1 pseudogene is annotated in these 337 nt (G+C 59.6%); it reads right to left on the bottom strand.

Annotated features, from left to right (window positions below):
* Positions 1–127 precede the first annotated feature (127 nt).
* Positions 128–337 (bottom strand): annotated as a pseudogene (locus tag X726_RS1000000171390) (ABC transporter permease); the annotation flags it as partial.

The following is a 337-nucleotide window of genomic DNA, read 5'->3' as shown; positions in this document are numbered from 1 at the left end:
GTTGGAAATGCCAGCGAATTGCTCGAGGTCAGTGACATGGGGACCACGATCAGCAGGGGCAGGATGATGAACGCCAGCAACGCCGCCGCGTAGGCATACATCAGCCATTTCCGGAAGCGGTCGGCGCTCATGCGACATGCGCCTTGCGGCGGAAGAGGACGGATGCCGTCCAGAACAGGAACGCAAACAACACGAGGATCATCAGCAGTTGCAGGGAAAGCGCTGCGCCCATGCCCCAGTTCAGCGTGCTGTTCGTATAGAAGGCGATGTAGCTGGAGATCATCTGGTCTGTCGGCCCGCCGACAAGCGTCGGGGTGATGTAATAGCCGAGCGCGAA

Source organism: Mesorhizobium sp. LSJC285A00 (assembly GCF_000503155.1).
Classification (GTDB): Bacteria; Pseudomonadota; Alphaproteobacteria; order Rhizobiales; family Rhizobiaceae; genus Mesorhizobium.
The sequence above is the reverse complement of the archived record's forward strand: the minus strand, read 5'-3'. Positions and strand labels throughout refer to the sequence as shown.